Annotated in this window: 15 protein-coding genes; 11 read left to right on the forward strand and 4 right to left on the reverse strand. The window is 73.3% G+C overall.

The features are described from left to right. Positions 1–137 precede the first annotated feature (137 nt). On the forward strand, positions 138–1,121 hold the full coding sequence (locus ACIQ5Y_RS23800) for an SMP-30/gluconolactonase/LRE family protein (protein WP_403883834.1): 984 nt from the start codon (positions 138–140) through the stop codon (positions 1,119–1,121). Here ACIQ5Y_RS23800 and ACIQ5Y_RS23805 read toward each other — a convergent pair. Next, complete coding sequence (locus ACIQ5Y_RS23805; protein ID WP_403883837.1) at positions 1,105–1,923, reverse strand: glutamate ABC transporter substrate-binding protein; 819 nt, start codon at positions 1,921–1,923, stop codon at positions 1,105–1,107. The genes ACIQ5Y_RS23800 and ACIQ5Y_RS23805 overlap by 17 nt on opposite strands. Positions 1,924–2,149: 226 nt before the next feature. Here ACIQ5Y_RS23805 and ACIQ5Y_RS23810 point away from each other — a divergent pair, with 226 nt between their 5' ends. Next, positions 2,150–3,253: a hypothetical protein gene (locus tag ACIQ5Y_RS23810; RefSeq protein ID WP_403883840.1), complete on the forward strand. Its 1,104-nt coding sequence runs from the start codon at positions 2,150–2,152 to the stop codon at positions 3,251–3,253. 110 nt (positions 3,254–3,363) lie between these two features. Next, positions 3,364–3,906: a TerD family protein gene (locus ACIQ5Y_RS23815; protein ID WP_403883843.1), complete on the forward strand. Its 543-nt coding sequence runs from the start codon at positions 3,364–3,366 to the stop codon at positions 3,904–3,906. Positions 3,907–4,125: 219 nt separating this feature from the next. Here ACIQ5Y_RS23815 and ACIQ5Y_RS23820 read toward each other — a convergent pair whose 3' ends face one another. Beyond that, the gene (locus ACIQ5Y_RS23820; RefSeq protein ID WP_403883846.1) at positions 4,126–4,743 is read right to left on the reverse strand and encodes a TetR/AcrR family transcriptional regulator; all 618 of its coding nucleotides are present in this window, start codon (positions 4,741–4,743) and stop codon (positions 4,126–4,128) included. 193 nt (positions 4,744–4,936) lie between these two features. Between ACIQ5Y_RS23820 and ACIQ5Y_RS23825 the strand changes: the two genes are divergently transcribed. The 7 genes from ACIQ5Y_RS23825 (at position 4,937) to ACIQ5Y_RS23855 (ending at position 12,037) form a co-directional block, all read left to right on the forward strand. After that, positions 4,937–5,863: a phosphatase PAP2 family protein gene (locus tag ACIQ5Y_RS23825; RefSeq protein ID WP_403883849.1), complete on the forward strand. Its 927-nt coding sequence runs from the start codon at positions 4,937–4,939 to the stop codon at positions 5,861–5,863. Continuing rightward, entirely contained in the window at positions 5,860–6,702 is an 843-nt protein-coding gene (locus ACIQ5Y_RS23830) for a hypothetical protein (RefSeq protein WP_403883852.1), read from the forward strand. The genes ACIQ5Y_RS23825 and ACIQ5Y_RS23830 overlap by 4 nt, the downstream gene beginning before the upstream one ends. 67 nt (positions 6,703–6,769) lie before the next feature. Next, a complete protein-coding gene (locus tag ACIQ5Y_RS23835; RefSeq protein WP_403883855.1) occupies positions 6,770–7,036 on the forward strand; it encodes a GlsB/YeaQ/YmgE family stress response membrane protein in 267 nt (88 codons plus the stop codon). A gap of 95 nt (positions 7,037–7,131) precedes the next feature. After that, complete coding sequence (rraA, locus tag ACIQ5Y_RS23840; protein ID WP_403883858.1) at positions 7,132–7,611, forward strand: ribonuclease E activity regulator RraA; 480 nt, start codon at positions 7,132–7,134, stop codon at positions 7,609–7,611. Between the two features lie 90 nt (positions 7,612–7,701). Further along, entirely contained in the window at positions 7,702–9,360 is a 1,659-nt protein-coding gene (locus ACIQ5Y_RS23845) for a peptide-N4-asparagine amidase (protein ID WP_403883861.1), read from the forward strand. A 54-nt stretch (positions 9,361–9,414) separates the two neighbouring features. After that, complete coding sequence (locus ACIQ5Y_RS23850; RefSeq protein WP_403883864.1) at positions 9,415–11,073, forward strand: serine/threonine-protein kinase; 1,659 nt, start codon at positions 9,415–9,417, stop codon at positions 11,071–11,073. A gap of 52 nt (positions 11,074–11,125) precedes the next feature. Further along, entirely contained in the window at positions 11,126–12,037 is a 912-nt protein-coding gene (locus tag ACIQ5Y_RS23855; RefSeq protein ID WP_403883867.1) for a squalene/phytoene synthase family protein, read from the forward strand. Here ACIQ5Y_RS23855 and ACIQ5Y_RS23860 read toward each other — a convergent pair. Beyond that, positions 12,021–12,755 (reverse strand): LysM peptidoglycan-binding domain-containing protein, encoded by a 735-nt coding sequence (locus ACIQ5Y_RS23860; RefSeq protein ID WP_403883870.1) that lies wholly within the window; start codon positions 12,753–12,755, stop codon positions 12,021–12,023. The two genes, ACIQ5Y_RS23855 and ACIQ5Y_RS23860, sit on opposite strands and share 17 nt — an antisense overlap. A gap of 375 nt (positions 12,756–13,130) precedes the next feature. After that, a complete protein-coding gene (locus ACIQ5Y_RS23865) occupies positions 13,131–14,066 on the reverse strand; it encodes a dihydrodipicolinate synthase family protein (protein WP_403883873.1) in 936 nt (311 codons plus the stop codon). A gap of 71 nt (positions 14,067–14,137) precedes the next feature. On the opposite strand from ACIQ5Y_RS23865, the gene ACIQ5Y_RS23870 reads away from it, so the two are divergent. Further along, a complete protein-coding gene (locus ACIQ5Y_RS23870; RefSeq protein ID WP_403883876.1) occupies positions 14,138–15,181 on the forward strand; it encodes a LysR substrate-binding domain-containing protein in 1,044 nt (347 codons plus the stop codon). Positions 15,182–15,184 lie beyond the last annotated feature (3 nt).

Raw genomic sequence — 15,184 nt, forward strand, 5'->3', positions numbered from 1 at the left:
GGGGCGGGTGTGGTGAAGGGGAGGCTCCCCATTCCCTTGTGAAGTGTCCGGGCGGGCACGCTGACGGGACAGGGCGGGTGTGTTGAGGTGGGTGGGTCAATCGATGCTGGTTTCAAGGCAGTTGAAAGGACACCACCGTGACTGGACGACCCTTGGGCAGGCGCGGGTTCATCGGGGCGGCCGCGGCCCTCGGCGGCGTCGCGCTCGCCGGACCGCTCGCCCCGCTCGCCCAGGCCCGTACGACGGCCGACGAGCCCTCGCCCGCCGCCTCCCGCCCCGACGCCATCGCCACCCCGGCCGGCTTCCAGCCCGAGGGCATCGCCGTCTCGGGACGGGGCGTGGCCTACACGGGATCGCTGATCGACGGCTCGATCTACCGCGCCGACCTCGCCACCGGCACCGGCCGGATCATCAGCCGGGGCCAGGGGCCGATGTCGGTCGGCCTCAAGCTCGACACCCATGGCAGGCTCCTCGTCGCCGGTGGCGACAGCGGGCAGATCCGGGTGATCCACTCCGGTGACGGCCGTGTGCTGGCCACGCACCAGGCCGCCACGGGCACGGCCTTCATCAACGACGTGGTCGTCGGATGCGGCGGGGCCTGGTTCACCGACTCCTTCGCCGACGTCGTGTACTTCCTGCCCGCCGGCCCCTCGCTCACGGGTGCCGACGCCGCGCCGCGCCCGCTGCGCCTCGGCGGGGAATGGGTCCCGGTCCCGCCCGGTGGCCAGTACTGGGGCGCCAACGGCATCGAGCGCACCCCCGACGGCCAGGCCCTGCTGCTGGTGCACGACACGGCGGAGGCCCTCTTCCGCGTCGACCCGCGCACCGGCACCGCGACGAGGACCGTGCTCGACGGGGGCTCGGTGGGCAACGGCGACGGGCTCGTGGTCCACGGCCGCACCCTGTACGTCGTACGCAACTGGGCCTACGCCGTGGACGTGTTCACGCTGAGCGGGGACGGCCGCAGGGCCCGGTTCGTCAAGCGGATCACCGACCCGCGCTTCGACGAACCCACCACCGCGGCCGTGTACGGCGACCGGCTCTACGTGGTCAACGCCCGCTTCGACGCCGACTGGGCGGACCCGGCCACCGCCTCGACGATCGTCAGCTGCCCGCTGTGACCGCCGGGGCCCCTTCGGCCTTGTAGTCGGCGCCGAAGTTCTTCTTCACCGCCGCGTCCCAGGACCCGTCCTCGATCATCTTCTTCAGCGCGGCGTTGATCTTGCCCTGGAGTTGCTTGTTGCCCTTCTTGACGCCGATGCCGTAGTTCTCGACGCTCAGGTTCTGGCCCGTGAGCTTGAACTTGCCCTCGTTGCCCTTCCGGGCCGCGTAACCGGCCAGGATGGAGTTGTCCGTGGTCATCGCGTCGACCAGGCGGTCCTGAAGGGCGACGAGGCACTCCGAGTACCCGGAGACCTCGAGGATGCCCGCCTTCGGGGCGAGCCTGTTCTTGAGGTTCTCGGCCGAGGTGGAGCCGGTGACCGAGCAGAGCCGCTTGGCGGGGTTGTTGAGGTCCTCGGCCTTGGTGATGCTCGTGTCGTCGGCGCGGATCAGCAGGTCCTGGTGCGCGACGAAGTACGGGCCGGCGAAGTCGACCTTCTCCTTGCGCTTGTCGTTGATCGAGTAGCTCGCGGCGACCAGATCCACCTCGTTGTACTGCAGCAGCAGCTCGCGGTCGTTGCTGAGCACCTCTTTGAACTCGATCCGGTCCGGCTTGTACCCGAGCTCCTTGGCGATGTAGGTGGCGACGTCCACGTCGAAACCGGTGAAGGTGCCGTCGGGCTCCTTCATCCCGATGCCCGGCTGGTCGAACTTGATGCCGACCGCCAGGGTTCCCTCGGCCTCGTCGTCGCCACCGCACCCTGCGGTGGTGAGGGTGAGGGCGATCACTGCGGCGACCGCACCGGCCTGGGGAACCTTCATCTTGCACTCTTTCTTTGGACGCGGCGGTGCGCCGGGATCGCCGGTCGCGTGGAACCGCGGAGACGTGGGGGACGTCGAGACACGCGTACGAGAAAGACGCGTGTACGAGGAAGCTAGGAAGGTGACGGGCTCAGCGTCACTACATCTGAGCAAAACTTGAGGATAACGATCCGGCCAGACCGGCGATCCTGTCGCCGATCGGTGCGCGGGCGAAAAAAGGGGTGGAATGGGAACCGGTTCGGTGAGGGTGCACAAAAATGCTCTGATACTCGGAGAAGGGGTGCGGATCCACTTCATTCGGACCTTGCGGATTCCCGAATCCGGTACGCACGCGCTGCCGCCGGGGCTGGGGGAGTTCCCGCTGCGCCGCGTGGAGGACTACCCGGACACCGTGCCGCCCGAGTGGCTCGCGAAGGGCGGCGTGATGCTGCCCGTGTACCTGCGCGAGGCGATGTGGCTGAGCTTCGGCGGCACCCGTGAACCCGCGGCGCTCCAGGTCGGGGTCGGCAAGGTCTGCGCCGTTTCGGGTGAGCGCTGGACGGGGAGGCTCGCGCGCGACCCCCAGAACTACGTCACGCTGCCCCGGCAGCCGTGGCTGGACGGGATCAATTCCGGGAACGGCACGGTGCGCCAGTTCGTGGCCGTGCCCCTCGGGCTCGGTGCCACCGTCGAGGGCCAGGTGACCGGCGAGGAGACCACCGGCGGCGTGCAGCTCCAGGCGTTCCCGCTGGGGCCGGCGGCGCTCGCGGGGTGGCGTCGGGCGCAGGCGGCGCCGCGGGCGGGCAGGCCGGGCGGAGGCGCCGGGTACGGGGCTCCGTACGGGGCTCCGCAGGCCCCCGGGGGCTTCGGCGGGCCGCTGTCCGCGCCGATGATGCCCGCGCCCATGATGCCCGGCGGCGCTCCGGGCTCCGCCCGCCCGGGAGCCGCCCCTCCGCCCGCGGCTCCCGCGATGGGACTCGGGGTCGGCGGTTCCATGCGCCAGGAGGTCTACCGGGACGACCGGCCGCTGTCCGACTGGGCCGAGGAGCCGGCCGGGCGGGCTTTCGTCCACCTGGTGCCGCCGCCCGCGTGGCGGCGCATCACCGGGGAGGACGCCCCGCCCTCGCCGATCGACCGGGCCGCGTACACCAGGGCCGGCCTGCCCTGGTTCGACCACTACGACGAATCCGCCGCAGACCTCGCGCCGGCCGACACCCTGGGCCGGGTCAAGCCGGTGGGGGAGTGGCTCGGCGACGACCACGACCCTTGGGCGGAGCCGGCCCCGGGCCAGGTCAAGCCGCTGGGGAACGCCCCTCGGCCGGGCAGGCCCGTACGGGACGGCGACTGGTAGCCGTACGGGACGCGGGGTCGACTGGCCGGGATAGTACGGTCGTTCGGCCCCGGTCGCGGCGCGCATGGGATCATGGCCGGGCCATACCCGTTGAACGGAGGGGGAGTTCGGTGACCGGTGTACGCAAGGGCCTGGCCAAGGTGGAGGTCGCCCTGAAGTGGGATCCCAGCCCGGCCGGCACGCCCGCGAACGACCTGGACATCATCGCCGCCGTGTACGGGGCGGCGGACCTCCACCGGGAACCCGTCCAACTGGTCCACTTCGGCAGGCGCTCGCCCGACGGCACGATCACGCTGAACCGGGACAGCCACACCGGCCAGGGCTTCGGCTTCGACGAGGTGATGACGATCGAACTCGACCGGATGGGCGAGGAGTCGCGCCGGGTCGTCGTCGGCGTGGTCATACAGAACGCCCTCGCGGGCGCCGGCGGCGACGCGAAGACCTTCGCCGACATCGGCGGTACGGGCTTCCGCGTCCGGGAGGGCCACACCGACCTGGCGCAGGGCGACTTCGGGGACGTGTCGACCGCCACGGCCGCCACGGTGGCCGAGTTCCTCCGGGACGCCTCGGGTGCCTGGACCCTCGACGCGCGGGTCCGGGGCTTCGACGCCGATCCGGAGGAGTACGTGCGGGTGATGGGCTCCGTACGCTGACGTCCCGCCCGCCGGGCCGCAAGGACGGTCGCGATCAAGGCGGTTGTGATCGGGGCGTTCGTGATCGGGCGTTCGTGATCGGGGCGGCCCACACGGCCCGGGCGGCGGCCACTCCACGAGTGAGTGACCGTCGCCCGGCCCGGGTGGCGCGCTGCCACCGTCCCCACGAGGCAGCGCGGGCAGGTCGCCGTCAGGTCATCGAGACGGCGGCCCGCCGGTTCAGGGGGTCCGGCCTCCGGCCGGCGCCAGGCCCAGGGAGGGGAGCATGACCGCGTCGACGAACCGGACCAGGTAGTCGGCGTCGGCGTACCGGCCCTCCAGTACGTGGCGGATCCGGCATACGCCCATCAGCTGCGCGGGCAGGAACTCCACCGCCGGGTGGTCCGCGGTGATCTCACCCCGCGCCACGGCCCGCTCCACCATCGCGTCGAAGGCCGCCAGCTCCGGTTCGACCAGCGCCTCGCGCAGCGCGGACTGGAGCTCCTCGTCGCTGAGCACCGCATGCCCGAGGGCCTGCACCAGCCGGGTGTCCCGGCCCGAGGTGCACGCCGCGATCCGCGCGGCCTCGCGCAGATCGCCGGCCAGCGACCCGGTGTCCACCGCGGCCAGCGTGCCCTGCCGGTTCGCGCGCAGGGCGGCGGCGACCAGCCGGGGTTTGGTCTTCCACTGCCGGTAGAGCGTGGACTTGCCGCAGCTGGCGCGGGCGGCGACGCCCTCCATGGTCAGGGCCTCGTAGCCGTGCTCGCGCAGCTGCTCCAGGACTGCGTCGAAGAACTCCTGCTCCCGCTCCGGGGTGATCTTGGAGCGGCGCGCGGTGGTCGGCGGCGTCGACGTCATGGGTGCGGCTCTCCTCGGGGCGCCTCGGTGGCGGGGTCTGGTGAAAGTCTACGGGAACGCGAGCGTATCGGTACAGGGTCGTATCGATACGCGAATGTATCGATACACTGGCGTGTCGATATCGGCCGGAGGCAGGCCGGAACCAGGGGGACGCGGGACCGATGCGTGTGCGAACAGGAAGCGAGACCGGCGGATGAACGCCCAGACCACCGGGATATCCGAGGAACCCGGCCCACCGGGGGCGGCGCGGCGCCGGCTCATACGCGAGCTGCTGCTCGTCGCCGGGCTCTTCGCCGTCTACAAGGCGGGCCGGACCCTGTCGACCGGCCGCACCGGCGAGGCCTTCCGCAACGCGGGGTGGACCTGGGACGCCGAGCGCGCCCTGCACCTGCCCGGGGAGGGCGCGGTACAGCGCCTGCTGCTGCACGGCGACGCCCTCGTGCACACGGCCAACACCTACTACGCGGTCGTCCACTTCCCCGCGACCGCGCTCTTCCTGATCTGGCTCTACGTGCGCCGCCCCGGCCACTACCTGTGGGCCCGCCGGGTCCTGGCCGTGCTCACCGGAGCCGCCCTCGTCCTCCACCTCGCCTTCCCACTGGCGCCCCCGCGGATGCTCGAAGCGGCCCATCTCGTGGACACCGGCCGGATGTACGGTCCCTCCGTCTACGGAGCCGATCCGGCCTCCGACGCGATGGCCAACCAGTTCGCGGCGATGCCCTCCCTGCACTTCGGCTGGGCGCTGATGCTCGCGCTCGGCATGATCGCCGCCACCGCCTCCCGGTGGCGGGCGCTGTGGCTGCTGCACCCGCTGGTGACGCTGCTGGTGGTGGTCGGCACGGCCAACCACTACTGGCTCGACTCCGTCGTCGCCGCCGTTCTCCTCGGCGCGGCCCTGCTCGTGGTCCCGAGCCCGCCGGGACAGCCGCGGAGCGGCCCCCCGGCCCAGGAACCCGCCGCACTGCCGGCCCAGCGAACCGGCACGGGCTCGGCTCCGAACCAGGCCACCGCTCCGGCCGCCCCCACCCGGGCCTCCGCTCCGGCCGCCCCCACCGGGGCCTGCGCTCCGGCCGGCCCCACCCGGGCCTGCGCAGGTACCTCCGCAGGAGCCCGGCCGTGAACGCCACCGTGCTCGCCGTCGTGCTCTGCCTCGCCTCCGCCGTCACGTACGCGGCCGCGGCCGTCGCCCAGGAGCGGCTCGCCCGGGCCGCCGTGGCGCGCAGCGTCGGGGCCCTCCTCGGCAACGGCGCCTGGTGGTGGTCGGCCGGGCTGAACGCCGCCGCCGCGCTGCTGCACGCAGCCGCACTGCGGTACGGGCCGCTCACCCTGGTCCAGCCGCTCGGCGCGCTCACCCTCGTGGCCGCCGTACCGCTCGGCGCACACGGAGCGGGGCGCCGGGTCGCGGCCACCGAATGGCGGGGCACCCTGGCCACCGTCACCGGGCTCGGTCTGCTGCTGCTCCCGGCTTCCGGGCCGGCCCCCGACGACACCCTCTCGCTGGCCGAGGCCCTCGCCGTCTCCGGGGCGACGGCCGCCGTGATCCTGCTGCTGACCGCCCGCAAGGACCCGCGCTCCGGGCTCCGGCACGCGACCGCGTCCGGGCTCGCCTCCGCGGCCGCCTCCGCCCTGACCCAGACGGTGGCCGTGGCGGGCGGCCGCGGCGGGGACCTGCTGAGCGTCCGGGTCGTCGCGGTGGCCCTGCTCGTCGTGGTGTTCGCGGTCGGCGGGATGCTCCTGTCGCAACGGGCCTACCGGGGCGGCCTCGGCGCCCCGCTGGCCGTGGTCAACCTGTCCAACCCCCTCGCGGCGGCCGCCATCGGCATGCTCCTGCTCGGCGAACGCCTCCAGGGCGGCGCGCTCGGCGTGCTGCTGGCGGTGGCCGGAGCACTCGCCGCGACGCGAGGGGTGCTCCTGCTGACCCGGACTCCGCCCGCCGCGATGGCCGGTGCCGCCGTCTGAGAACCGTTCCGGCCCGCGCGGCGTCCTCCCCGGAGAACACCGAACCACCGAAACGGAGTGACTGGGCATGGGAATCGTCAGCTGGATCGTCCTGGGACTGCTGGCCGGAGGCATAGCCAAGTTCCTGCTGCCCGGCCGGGATCCCGGCGGCCTGATCGTCACCACCCTCATCGGTGTCGCGGGCTCCTTCATCGGCGGCTGGCTCTCGGCGAAGTTCCTCGACAAGCCGATCCAGACCGAGTTCTTCGACCTCACCACCTGGGGCGCGGCCATCGCCGGCTCCCTGGTCCTGCTCATCGGCTACCGGATCCTCTTCGGCAACTCCCGCCGCTGACCCGCTCCGGCGCCCGCGCGCGTGCGGCCATTACGCTGGCCGCACGGCACGACGTACGAGCGAGAACGAACGAGCAGCGAGGAACCTTCAGCGACATGAGCGTCACCCCCGTCCCCACGGCCGACATGTACGACGAGCACGGCGAGGCCCTCGGCATCTGTGCCACGCAGTTCCGGCAGCTCGGCGGTCGCCGGCTGTTCGCAGGTCCGGTACGGACCCTCTCCTGCCACGAGGACAACGCCCTGCTGCGCGAACTCGTGAACGGGCCGGGCGAGGGAGCGGTCCTCGTCGTGGACGGTGGCGGATCGCTGCGTACCGCCCTCGTCGGAGACCTCATCGCCGGGGCCGCCGAGCGCAACGGCTGGGCGGGCCTGATCATCAACGGAGCCGTCCGCGACAGCGTGGCCCTCGGCGGGCTCGACCTCGGCGTCAAGGCGCTGGGCACGGTCCCCCGCAAGAGCGGGAAGACCGGCGCGGGCGAGGTGGACGTGCCCGTCACCATCGGCGGCACCACCTTCCGGCCCGGGGACACCGTCCACGCCGACGACGACGGCGTCGTGGTCCTCCCGGCCTGATCCGGGGCCTTCCCGCGGGGGCGAAATCGCGCCACATCCGGCGTGCCCACCCTGGCGCCGTCCCCGCGGGCCGGGTTTCACTGCGGGCCCATGAGACGACACGGGATCATGGGCCTGCTCGGCGCGATCGCGCTGGCGGCCGGCACCCTGGCCGCCGCGGGACCCGCGCACGCCACCACCGGCCACCTCGCCGCCGCGCACCCCGCGGCGGCGCCCCAGGCCGACCCGCCCGCCGAGTTCGGCACCGACTGGCACGACCCGCTCACCCCCGCCCCGCCCGTCACCCGGCCCGGGACCCGGTCCTGCCAGGTGACCCTCGCGGAGGCGCAGTTCCGCGACTTCACCCCCTACCGCGGCGGCTACGCACCGCCCGCGGACTGCGGACCGGGCGACTGGGCCAAGGTGGTGCTGCGCCTCGACGGCAAGGTCAAGGGCCGCCAGTACGACCGCCTGGGCAACCTCACGCTCGGCGGCGTCGAGATCCTGCGCACCTCCACGCCCCAGCCCTCGCCCGACGGCATCGCGTGGTCCGTGGAGAAGGACGTCACCCGCTACCGCGACACCCTCGCCCGCCCGCAGCCCGTCGAGATGCTCATCGGCAACGTCGTCGACGACACCTACACGGGAGTCATCGAGGTCAAGGTCACCCTGACCTTCTACGCCGCCGAGGGCCGCACCCCGCCCGCCCCCGACACCCCCGACCGCGTACTGCCCCTCACCACCCCGACGGTCACCACCCCGCGCAACACCGAACGCCTCCTCGCCGAGGTGTACGCCACCGGCTCCGGCGGCGGCTGCGAGGAGTACTGGTACATGACCACCCCCGATCCGGCCCCCTACTCCTGCAAGGCGGACAAGGGCCCCCACCGGGAGGTGAGGATCTCCGTCGACGGCCAACTCGCGGGCATCGCCGCCCCGTTCCCCACCGTCTGGACCGGCGGCTGGTCCAACCCCTTCCTCTGGTACGTCACTCCCGGCCCGCGCGCCTTCGACGTCCGGCCGATCCTCTACGACCTCACCCCCTTCGCCGCGCTGCTGGGCGACGGCCGCCCGCACCGCATCGAGGTGTCCGTGGCCGGGGTGCCGGCCGGGCAGAGCGGCTGGAGCACCCCGACGAACCTGCTGCTGTGGCAGGACGAGGCCCGAGAGATCGTCACCGGGGCCCTGACCCGGCAGGAGCAGAGCGAACCGGCGGGCTCCTCCCGCTGGACGCCCGCCGCCCCCGGCGGCGAACACCGCCTGGACACCGAGGGAAGCCACCGGCTGACCGTCTCCGGGTACCTGGACACCTCGCACGGCCGGATCACCACCACCGTCACCCGCGCGGTGCGGGGCACCTCCGTGCACCGCTGGACCGAGGGCGAGGCCCGGGACGCGCTGACCGCGACCTGGACCGACGAGGAGAGCGTGACCCGAGGGCCGACCACCACCCGTACCACCGGCACGTACACGATGGACGGCGAGACCACCCTGGGCGCCGGCGACCGGCTGCGTACCGTCCTCTCGCTCGGCGACCGCGCCGACACCGTCACCCTGCGCGGCGGCCGCACCGTCGACGTGTCCCACCTCGACGACCGGTACACGGGCGACGCCACCTACACCGCGAACGTCCCGCGCGACCAGCGCCACGCGGTCGCCACCACCTCCGCCCGCCACCGGCTCCACGGGTCCGGGGCACCCGGCGGCTGCTACGACCGTACGATCACCACGGTGCAGGGCACGCTCACGGTGGACCGCCGACGCTGCTGACGGCGCAGGGGCCTACGATGACCGGCCATGAGCACTGGTGAGGCCGGCAGACAAATGATCGACGGGCGATTCGAACTCGTCGCACCCCTGGGCAGCGGGGGCATGGGTACGGTGTGGCGGGCCCGCGACATCGCCCTGCACCGCGAGGTCGCACTGAAGGAGGTGCGCCCGCCGGACGCGGCGACCGCCGCCGCCCAACCCGGTCTCGCCGATCAGCTGCGCGAACGGGCCGTCCGCGAGGCCCGAGCACTCGCCCGTCTCGCCCACCCCCACGTGGTGACGATCCACCACATCGTCGAGCCGCCCGAGGGCGCGGACGGACATCCGTGGATCGTCATGGAACTCGTCCGGGGAGGCTCCCTGCACGACAAGCTGGCGGCCGGTCCGATGCCGCTCGCGGACGTGCTGCGCACCGGCCTCGACGTGCTGTCCGCGCTGCGCGCGGCACACGCCGAGGGGATCCTCCACCGTGACGTGAAACCGGCCAACGTGCTGCTGCGGCCCGACGGGTCGGCGGTGCTCACCGACTTCGGCATCGCCGCCCTCCAGGAATCGACGGGGCTCACCGCGACCGGTGTGCTGATCGGTTCGCCGGAGTACATCGCGCCCGAGCGCGTGCGGGGCGAGGAGGGGCTCGCGGCCTCCGACCTGTGGTCGCTGGGCATGATGCTGTACGTGGCCGCTGAGGGGGTCCACCCGCTGCGCCGGGCCACCAGTCTGGCCACCGTCGTCGCCGTACTGGACGAGCCGATCCCGACGCCCGTGCGCTCGGGCCCGCTGGGATCCGTACTGGAACGGCTGCTCGTACGGGACCCGGCCGCGCGGCCCGACGGCGCACAACTGGAACAGCTGCTCCGGGACGCGAGCACCGCTCTCGCAGCCGGCGCCGCAGCCGGCGCCGCGGCCCCGCTCGGCGCCGCACCCATACCCGCTCCCGTTCCCCCGTCCCCCTACGGGCAGTACGGGCCGGCCACCCCGCCGCCGTTCGGTCCGGTCCCGTCCCCGTACGCGGCCAACACCACGCCCCTCCCGGTGGCGCCCGCCCCGCGCAGGCGCCCGGCGCTGATCGGCGTCGTGGCCGCGGCGGTCGTGGCGGCCGCGGTCATCGGGATCGTCCGGGCACTGCCCGACGGGAACGGCGACGGCGGCCGCGACGACGCCAAGGGCGGCTCCTCCGCCCGCCCCACCGTCTCCGCGAGCTCCGCGGCCGACCGGCCCGCCACCGCGAGCCCGGGACCGAAGGCGGGCGGTTCCAAGGCGAGCACGCCCAGCGGCGACATGCTCACCCCGGCGAACATCCGGACCGCCCTGGAGGCCTTCAAGCAGCAGACGGGTACGACCACCTTCGTGGACATGACGGTCTACGACGGCTACGTCCTCGCCTCCATCCCCACCGCCCCCGGTGCCGAGACCGTCGACGCCTGGCAGTACCGCGACGGCGCCGCCAAGCGCACCGGCCCGGACGGCACGGTCGAGGAGGGCGAGCCGCTGATCGACATGGCCGCGGTCAACTGGGACGCCCTGCCCGGCCTGCTGGAGCAGTCCAAGAAGGACCTGAAGATCCCCAACCCGAAAATGAGCTACGTCATCGTCGAGCCCTGGATGATGGACCAGGTCCCCTGTATGCGCCCCTACCTCACCGACGAGTACGGCCGCGGCGGCTACGTCCTCGCCGGAACCGACGGCAAGGTCAAGAAGGTCGTGCCCTTCTGACATCGTGTACCCGTACACACGTACGAGTACACAGGCCGAGGAGCACCCCGACATGCCCAGCTGGCGCACCATCCTCACGGGGGCCGGGATCTCCGGCCCCCGGCTGCGCGAGGACTACACGCACGCCGCCCGCCGGGTGCTCCGCCGGGAACCCGCCCCCTACCTGGCGCTGCGTCTGCTGGCCGCGCCGGAGCTGGTGCCGTACCTCGCCGCCGGTCTCGCCTTCATGAACCTGGTCGACGACGTGGCCGAGACCGGTACGCCGGGGCAGCGGGCCGAGGGACTGGCCGCGTTGACCGGGCGGGTGGAGGCGGCCCTGAAGGACGGCGACAGCCCCGACCCCGTCCTGCGCGCCTACGCCCACGCGGTCCACACCCGTGCGCTGCCGCCGCAGTGGATCTCCCGCTTCCTCGACGGCGCCGCCACCGCCGAAGCGGGCTTCGACGGCTTCGACACCGAAGAGGACTTCCAGGCCTACCTCGACGCCTACGCCTGGCCCGGGGTGCTGGTCTTCACCGGACTCCAGTACCAGGGCGGCCCCGACACCGAACAGGCCGCGGGCTGGCGGCGGTTCGTCGACGCGGCCCAGCGGGTCGATTTCCTCGCCGACCTGTGCGGGGACCTCGCGGACGGCCGTCTGTGCATCCCGCGCAGCAGCCTCGCCGAGCACGCGGTCACCCGATCCGACCTCGAACGGGCCCGCGACACCCCTGCCGTGCGGGCCCTGCTCGCCGCCGAGACCCGGCGCGCCCGGGCCTCCCTCGACGCCACCGACGGCATCCTCGGACTGGTCGAACCGGGGCTGCGTCCGGTGATCGCCACCATGCGGGAGCTGATGGAGCACCAGCTGACCGCGGTGGAGCGGGCGGGGGTCACCGCCCTGCGCCGGGACGTCGGCTACGGGCTGGTGGCGCCCCTGCGCACCCTGGCGCGTGCCCGCAGGGGGCTCAGTAGGCCCCGTTGACGTTGTCGATGGAACCGTAGCGGGCGGCCGCGTAGTTGCACGCCGCGGTGATGTTGGCGACCGGGTCGTACGAGTTCAGCGAGGTGCCCGGCACGTGGTAGGCCTGGAAGGTCGGGTCGATGACCTGGAGCAGACCCTTGGACGGGATGCCGTTCTGGGCGTTGATGTCCCAGTTGTTGATGGCGAGCGGGTTGCCCGAGGACTCGCGCATCACGTTGCGGTGAATTCCGTTGTAGGTGCCGGGAATTCCGTGCTTGGCCATGACGGCGAGGGACTCGCGGATCCACCCGTCGAGGTTGTTCGCGTAGGTCGGCGCGGCGGCGGGCTTGAGCACGGTCCGGGCGGCGGACCGGCTCGCGCGGGCGGCCTCCGGCTGGGCGCCGAGCTTCAGTTTGATGCCGGGCCGGATGATCGACGGATTGTTGCCGATGACGTTCTTGTTCGCGGCGTAGAGCGTCTTCCAGCCGCCGCTCACGGAATGCTTCGACGCGATCCCGGAAAGGGTGTCGCCCGCCTTCACGGAATAGGTCGCGTCGGTGGCGGCGGGGGCCGCGGGGGCGATGGTGCGCGCCGCGGGAGCGGTGGTGGTCTCCACGGCCCCGGCGGTGGTCGCGCTGATCAGCGGGAGGGTGAGGGCCGCGCCACCGGTGCCGGCGAGGGCCAGCTTGCGGGTGATCTTCTGGTGCTTCGGCCGACGGTGCTTACCCTTTGCGGGCATGGCGGAATTCCTCACGTGGGGGGACGGGAGACCCTGGTGGTGGACCGGATTCGGCTGGGGACCACCGGGAGTGAGGTGACCGTAGGTGAGTCCGTCGGGAGGTAACAAGACCCGAATTCCGCCGGTAGATCGACTTCCTGCTTTAGGTCCGGAAAATGACCTTGGGGGCGTCCCGCCGTAAATGCCGATTCCCTTTCCTGGAAAAGGGAATCGGCGGTGCGGAAGAAATGATGTTGGAGGAACCGCCGTGACTCACATCACGGGCCGGCGGTCCCGCGCCCAATCCGGGCAAGTCCGGTCTCCATGCGTCTCATTCGGGCGACCGGCCCTTAGGTTGCAAATCGCCTGAATCGGACATATTCGGGCGTGAAATTCCTACCGTTCGAGTTCCGCCAGCCGCTCCAGCGTGGCCGTCACCGCCGCCTCGGACGCCGGCAGGAGCGGGAGCCGCACACCGGGCGCCGGGATCCGGCCCAGCGCGTACAGGGCGCCCTTGACGACCGTCGGATTGGGTTCGGCGAAAGCCGCCGCGGACAGTCGCGCCAGGGCGTGCCCCAGTGGCCGCGCCCGGGCCGCGTCCCCCGCCCGCCAGGCCCCGGCGAGCTCCGCGAACCGGTCCGTCGCCAGATGCGCCGAGGCGAGGATCGCGCCCGCCGCGCCGATCGCCAGCAGCGGAGACGCGTACACGTCGTCCCCCGCCAGCACCTCGAATCCGGGCGGCGGATCGCCGAGCAGCGCGACCGTGTCCTCGCCGATGCCCCCGCCCGCGTACTTCATCCCCGCCACCCCGGGCAGCGCCCCGAGCGCCCGCAGCGCGACCGCGTCCAGCGGCTGCCCCGTTCGGTACGGGATGTGATAGACGATCAGCGGTACCGGGCTCACCTCGGCCAGTCGTCCGAAGTGCGCCAGCACCCCCGCCGCCGAGGGCCGTACGAACGACGGGACGGTCACCAGCGCCGCCCGCGCCTCCGGCCACCGGGTCAGCCGGGCCAGCGAGGCCTCGGCGGCCCGCGTGCCGTTCGCCCCCGCCCCGACCGTCAGCGTCGCGCCCCGCTCCCGGCAGACCCGGGCGCACACGTCGGTGACGAGGTCGCGCTCCGCCTCGTCGAGCGCCGCGCTCTCCGCGGTGGTGCCGAGGGCCACGATCCCGCTCGCCCCCGCGTCGAGCACCTCGTGGGCCAGGCCTTCCAGGGCTTCGGCGGCCACCTCCCCGGCCCGGTCGAAGGGGGTGACGAGGGGTACGTGGACCCCCCGGAGGGCGAGGGGGAGGGAGCGGGTCCGGGCCGCGTCCTGCGCGGTGTCGTATGCCATGCCGTAGAGCCTGGCCCGCCCGACCCGACAGATCCAGTTCGCATTTCCTGCCTGAAGCGTAAGCTGAGCCGATGCTCGATGTACGACGCCTGCGCCTGCTGCGCGAACTGGCCCGCCGCGGCACCATCGCCGCCGTGGCCGAAGCCCTCGCGTTCAGCCCTTCGGCGGTGTCCCAGCAGCTCGGCGTCCTCGAACGGGAAGCCGGTCTGCCCCTGCTGGAACGCACCGGCCGCCGGGTCCGCCTCACCCCGGCCGGGCAGCACCTGGTCGAGCACGCCGAGGCCGTCCTCGAACGGCTGGAACGGGCCGAGGCCGATCTCGCCGAAGCGCGCGGCGGCCTGGCCGGCGCCCTGCGGATCGGGGCCTTCCCCACCGCCACCCGGGCCATCGTCCCCGCGGCCCTGACGGCCCTCGCCCGGCGCCACCCCGGGCTGGAGCCCATGGTCTCGGAGACCGACCCGGCGGCCGTGGCGCACGCCCTGCGGGCCGGTGACCTGGACGTGGCCCTCGTCCACGAGTACGACTTCGTCCCCGCCACCCAGGAGCCCGGCCTGACCACCGAGCCCTTGTACGGCGAGACGATGTACCTGGCCGCCCCGGCCGCCCCGGCCGCCACAGCCCCGGGCCCGGTGGCGGAGGCCCCGGACCGGGCCGCCGACCCTGACGCCGACCCTGACACCAGCCAGGACGCCGACCCCGACGCCGGCCCCGACGTCGGCCAGGACGCCGTCCTGCGCGCGCACGCCGACGCCCCCTGGATCACCGCCACGCCCGGCACCCTCTGCCACGCCATGACCCTGCGGGCCTGCCAGGCCGCGGGGTTCACGCCCCGCGTCCGCCACCGGGTCGACGAGTTCGCCACCGTCCTCGCCCTGGTCGCGGCCGGCCAGGGTGTGGCCGTGGTACCGCAGCTCGGCATCACGGCCCCCGCCGATCCGGCCGTACGCCTCACCCGCCTGCTCATGGGGCGCCGTACCCAGCTCGCGTTCCGCAGTGGAGCCGCAGCCCACCCGGCCGTGGCCGCCTTCGGCGCGGCCCTGCGCGCGGCCGTACCACCGGAACTGGCGGCGGCACCTCCCGGCGGAGCCGGGGGAGGACCGCGCGCCGTGCCGTGACAC

Origin of the sequence: Streptomyces sp. NPDC096339 (genome assembly GCF_044762985.1) — a bacterium.
GTDB lineage: Bacteria > Actinomycetota > Actinomycetes > Streptomycetales > Streptomycetaceae > Streptomyces.